Consider the following 6,200-nt stretch of genomic DNA (forward strand, 5'->3'; position numbering starts at 1 on the left):
GGAGTTAGAGAGAAGGAAGTAAACATTCAGAATAATTAACATTAACTGAACTGCTAATTAGTGAAGAAGTTCCATAATAGATTATTTGATCGATACCTTACCTTCTAATTACAGCACTTTCCGATTTAATGAAGTACACCTTAATTTTAAGGTAGAAGTCAGAAGTAAAAAACTAAGAAGATTGGACTGTACCTCATAGCAAAGAAAACTGCTGTATCAATTGGTAAAGAGGCAAAAATAAAATAGTCAATTTTGTATTTAAATACTGTTTCAATTATTTCATTATAACTAGATGAATACTGATTTTTTAGTTCTAGAAAATACTATTACCATTCTAGATATAATTATCAATATTAACTACATATCAACAAAAGTAACTTTCAGTATTTAGATAACTAACATTTGTTCAAAACTTATTTATGTAGGAAAGCTTAATTGCTGAAACTAGAATTAAGTAGGTAGGCACGAAAAAAATATAAGTATGCAACAAAAAGTAAAGTAGCTCTGAAACCTCTTCCCTTCTGCCTTCTGCCTTCATCTAGCTATAATTAGCTATTAATACTTAAAGGATAAATTAGATTTCTATGGCTTTACACGCAGAATTACATAGACATTTAGGAGGCTCCGTAGTTCCTAGAGTTTTATGGCGATATTTCCAACGCCAAAACGAGGAGCTAGCAAAGCGTTTTCCCGAATATCAACAATTTGAAGAATTTTACACCAAACCAAGGAACACATTAGATGAATATTTAGAACTACATACCTTAGTAGAACACGTTCAAACTATTGAGACATTGCCTTACTTTATTTATCGCTTAATTCGAGGAGCTTATACATTTGAAAATTTAGCTTATTTAGAGTTACGTTATACACCTTACTTGAGAACTCCAGAACATTTATCTCAGTCTGAACGTATAGATTTAATGTCAGAAATAGTTACGACTGTAGGTCAGGCAAGTCAACAAAATGAATATCCTATTGTTACTAGCCAAATTTTATGTATGCACACTAGATTACCCTATGAAGTGAATCAAGCAATTGTAAATTTAGCAGTACAAATGCCAGAATATGTATGTGCTATAGATTTAGCTGGTGGAGATAATCATTATGGCGAACGCATAGATGAGTTTATTAAACTGTATAAATATGCACGTTCCCAGAAGGTGAAAACTACTGGACATCTTTATGAAACTCCCAACGGTTGTCATCCAGAGTTACTACCTTATTTAATGCGAATTGGTCATGGAATTCAAATTCCTTTAAAACATCCAGAACTATTAAAAGAAGTGGCTAACAAAGGGCAATGTTTAGAAGTTTGTCCAACTACTTATTTCAAAACAGGTACTATGGATAATATGAGTCAGTTAAAGCAAGTATTTGACCAATGTTTTGATGCCGGAGTAGATATTGCTATTTGTACAGATAATGCTGGTTTACATAATGTACGTTTGCCGTTTGAATATGAGAATTTACTAACATTAGATGTAATTGATTTTCGACAACTACAAGCTTGTCAAGATGCAGCATTTCGTCATGCTTTTGCTTGGCCTCATGGTAAGAGACCAGAGGAAATGTTAACAGGATTATTACAGCCAGAACATATAGTTTCAGGCACCGTAAGTTCTAATCTGGCATAACAATAAAAAGTAAATTTATCAAGCAGCTTCACTTTATCAGTAGGCTGTTTTTTTATCTAATACCAAGTTTGATAAGTGTTTGTTACAAATAGTAGAAGTAAGAAAGAAGGAAGAAGCAAGAAGGAAGAAGGATAAAATTTTGAAAAAAAAGGTAAAAACGATAGAAATAACTATTCTTTAATAAACGGAAATCACTATTTTTAAGCATATCTGATTGAGGGGCACTTTTTATAGCATTCTTTTTTCACGCTTGGTATAATATGAAATACTTTCATTAATGGATAATTGATACAGCAGTTTTCATTTAAGTAGACTATAAAATTCTTTTGATTTAGGGAGTAGGGAGTAGGGAAGAAATTGAAAAAGTTAAGGGAGTAGAGATTAGCTAGTTAACGATCTAAGTACAAAAATTGGGATAATTTATTTTCTGCTATTCCCTAATAACTGAAGTTCATCGGAAGTATAGCATTATTTTTGGGAATGGGTATAAGAATTGTCCTAAAATTGTCTTGCACAAATCTTGAACAAAATCCGCTCCTAATTGAACCATTACCACTTAAAACCTCACACTTTTTGATACTTAAAAAGGCACTTACTTTTATCTATAAAGACTTTTAGATTTAATCAGCAACCCTTAACTACACAAAAAATCACTGATAAATTTATACCTAGAAGGAACTTATTCAATCCTATTTTTATTTTTCCTTCTCCCTTCTTTCTTTCTTAATCAAAGTAGATATTCTAGAATAACTATGGTAAATTATTAAATAATTATGTTTTTACTTTTCTCCCTACTCCCCCACTCCCCTACTCCCCCATTCCCCCACTTCCCCACTCCCCTACTCAAGAAAGTGTAGAAAAGTTTTTGAGAAATGGTGTAACCCCCCAGGCTTGATTTTTATTAAAGCTGCATTTATGTAATCTTGTAAATAATGCTAATGTATATCTCACTCGAGGGATTTTTTTCTGATTTTGTCATAACTACTCTGGAGGAAATATCAAAGTTTTCTAATACAACTATTATCAAACAAACTCGAAAATTAAATAATCAACATGAAGCAAAATAATCTATATGATTCCTGCTATTTATTTTCATCAACTATAATAATATTCACACTATGTATATTAAATTTCGGCTGTAATAACCAAGCAAAAATTTCAGAAGACCTGGAATCAACTTTCTCTAAAAAACAGTTATATTCTCAAGTTATTCAAGTATCAGACGAAATTTTTCAAACAGAAATCAAAGCTACCAAACCTTGGAAAATAGCCTACATCCTTAAAACAACCCCAGAAGAACCTTATTGGAAAGATGTTAAAGAAGGTGCTGAAAAAGCTGCACAAAATTTCAATATAGATATAACTATAATTAATTCCGAAAAACCTCAAACAACAGAATTTGTTGAAGACCAAATTATTCTAGTAGCAAATTTAATTGAAACAGAAGAAATAGATGGAATTATCATCGGTTCATCTGATTCAATTCGATTAGTTCCTGCCGTTGAAAAAGCTATTAATTCTGGGATACCAGTTATTGCTATGGATACTCCACTTAATAGCGATCGAATACTAACTTTTGTTGGATTTAATAATTTTGCTGCGGGAAAATCAATGGGCGAGTGGGTGGTTAAAAAATTGAGGAGAAAAGGTACAGTTGCCATTTTAGATGGTGCGCCTAATCACGATAATGCTATTCAGCGTCGCCTGGGTTTTATGGCAGGTTTAAAAACAGGGAATATGAAAATAGTTGCTATTGAATCTGCTAACTGGGAGCAATCAAAAGCACAAGAAGTTACCACAAATTTGTTGCAAAAGTTTGACAATATTGATGTAATTATAGCAGCCAATGATAGTATGGCTTTAGGTGCTAGTCAAGCAGTAAAAAATAGTCAATATCCGCCAATAATTATTACAGGATTTGATGGTCTAGAAAATGGTTTAGAAGCAATTAAACAAGGTAAAATTACAGCTACAATTAATCAAGCACCTAAACAACAAGCACGATTGGCAATTCAATTAATGATTCGCCATTTAGAAAATGGAGAAACTTTCCCTAATATTATCCTTTTACCAAATACTGAAGTCATAACTTCAGAAAATTTTGATTGAAGAAGGAAGAAGGCAGAATACAGAAAGTTTTTTCCCATTGCTAGTTTAATTTTATACACGCTCCGATGCTACTGGACATGATATTAAGCCCGCAAAAGAAAAGATAAATTTAATTACTAAATCTATGAATATAAATAATATCTATACCATTTTTTTTTACCCTAATTTAAAATTTAATAAATTAGAAAAACAACCAACATCCTTAAGAAAACAAATAACATTTAGGGTTATTATACTTAGCTTAATTGCTATTCTCGGTATTACAGCTACAACTTTGCTAAGTTTGTTAGTAACAATACAACAAGCTCATCAAAAAATTAATCATGCAAAAGTAGAAGCAGTTACAAGTTTTAATCAATTTTTTTTAGCACTAGAAAGCGATATGGTAGCTACAAGTGCTGCTTTATCAACAACTAATAATGTTAATAAAATTAACTTGATAATGAATCAGATGCGAGACAGAAATCGCTCTTTTTTAGATTTAATAGTTGTGGATATTGACGGGAAAGTTTTAGTACAGAATAGTAGATTTAATCGTTCAAAACAAAAACAAATAGATCGACAACCTTGGTTATCCGATCGCGGTCGAGTTGAATCATTATATATTAGTAATGTCCAATTTCAAAATCAACAACCATATATAGAAGTAGCGATCGCTGTTACTAATGATATTGGAATTTTTCAAAGTTCATTAGTGGCGAGAGTTGACTTGACAGAATTATGGGATAAAACAATTGAAATTAAAGTCGGAAACAACGGTTGTGTATATATCGTAAATAATGAAGGCTTAGTTATTGTTCATCAGAACCAAAATTTTATTCAACAAATAACTAACCTTAAAGCATTATCTGGTGGGAACAGCAGCAAATATAAACCACAAATAAATTTTTATCAAACAATCGATCAAAATTGGGTATTTTCTAAGAGTAAAAAATTAGCCAAAGTACCTTGGTTAGTTATTGTTGAAGAACCAATAAAAGAAGCACTTCAACCATTCCTAGTACCCGTAATATTTTTATTACTAGCTTTGCTATCTATAGTTTTAATTGTTTATAACATAGTTTATTTTACTAGACATAGAATTGTATTACCACTACGCTTTATAGACAAAGCCGTAACTACTATGGCTAACGGAGCATTAAACCATAGAATAAAAGTTAAACATAATGACGAACTGGGAGCTTTAGCACAATCTTTTAATCAAATGGCTGAACAGTTACAAAATTCTTTTGAAGCATTAGAAATTAGAGTCAAAGAACGTACTGCTGAATTAATGGAAGCCAAAGTCACTGCTGATACTGCTAATAAAGCAAAAAGTGAATTTTTAGCAAACATGAGCCATGAATTGCGGACTCCTCTAAATGGAATATTAGGTATAGCTCAACTTCTGAAAGATTCACCAAGTTTCACATCTAAAGAACAACAAGAAGTTGAAATTATTTATCAATCTGGTTCTCATTTATTAACACTCATTAGTGACATTCTCGACATATCTAAAATAGAAGCTGGCAAACTAGAATTGTTACCAAAAGAGTTAGATTTCCCCAAATTTATTCATGGAATATTTGAAATTTTCAGGATTCGTGCCCAAGAAAAGAAAATTTATTTGAACTATCTAGTTCCTAACACATTACCTCCTAGAGTTATAGTGGATGAAAAAAGATTAAGACAGGTACTAATTAACTTATTAGGAAATGCTATTAAATTTACCGAACAAGGGGGAGTTAACTTTAAAGTATGTTCTATCGGAGAAAATAATTCACAATCAGAAAAACAGCAAAAAATTCGCTTTCAAATAGAAGACACGGGTAAAGGTATTCATCCCAATGACTTAGAAAAAATATTCCTACCATTTGAACAAGTAGGAAAGAATCGAAAGAAAGTTGAAGGAACAGGATTAGGACTAGCAATTAGCAACAAAATAGTAGAGACAATGGGAGGTTCATTAAAAGTAACTAGCAAACCAGGAATTGGTAGTATTTTCTGGGTGGATTTAGACTTACCTTTAGCTCCAGAATTACCACAGCAAGTAAACTCAAATTCATCATTAATTACTTCTCAAAAATCCGATAATTCCCAGTGCATAAAACAATCTATTGTACGCGTTCTCTTAGCAGAAGATAATCCTGTAAACCAAATTATTGCGAAGAAGATGTTGCATCGCTTAGGATATACTATAGAAGTAGTAAAAAACGGTTTAGCAGCAGTAGAAGCAGTCAAAAACCAATTCTACGACATAATTTTTATGGATATACAAATGCCTGAAATGGATGGGATAGAAGCGACTCATCATATCCGTCAACAATTTAAAAATACTGAATCTACTTGCCAACCTTGGATTATTGCTATGACAGCAAATGCTATGAAAGAAGACCGAGAAAATTGTTTCAAAGCAGGTATGAATGACTATCTAAGTAAACCTGTACAACTGCATGAACTCGCTGCAACTCTAGA

General features: G+C 31.9%; 3 protein-coding genes. All 3 read left to right on the forward strand.

The window, feature by feature from the left end:
- Window positions 1-584: 584 nt before the first annotated feature.
- Window positions 585-1,637, forward strand: a complete 1,053-nt coding sequence (locus tag AC3DU7_RS21810) for an adenosine deaminase (RefSeq protein ID WP_488041404.1) — start codon at window positions 585-587, stop codon at window positions 1,635-1,637.
- A 1,053-nt stretch (window positions 1,638-2,690) separates the two neighbouring features.
- Window positions 2,691-3,746, forward strand: a complete 1,056-nt coding sequence (locus AC3DU7_RS21815; protein WP_488041405.1) for a sugar ABC transporter substrate-binding protein — start codon at window positions 2,691-2,693, stop codon at window positions 3,744-3,746.
- A gap of 124 nt (window positions 3,747-3,870) precedes the next feature.
- Window positions 3,871-6,200, forward strand: a 2,330-nt coding sequence (locus AC3DU7_RS21820) for an ATP-binding protein (protein ID WP_488041406.1), incomplete at its 3' end; no start/stop codon positions are given.

It is taken from the genome of Okeania sp., from assembly GCF_983059655.1.

Bases quoted from the DNA above. Each gene is read 5' to 3' on its own strand.
- AC3DU7_RS21815 (WP_488041405.1), top strand. From the start codon at position 2,691: ATGAAGCAAAATAATCTATATGATTCCTGCTATTTATTTTCATCAACT.
- AC3DU7_RS21810 (WP_488041404.1), top strand. From the start codon at position 585: ATGGCTTTACACGCAGAATTACATAGACATTTAGGAGGCTCCGTAGTT.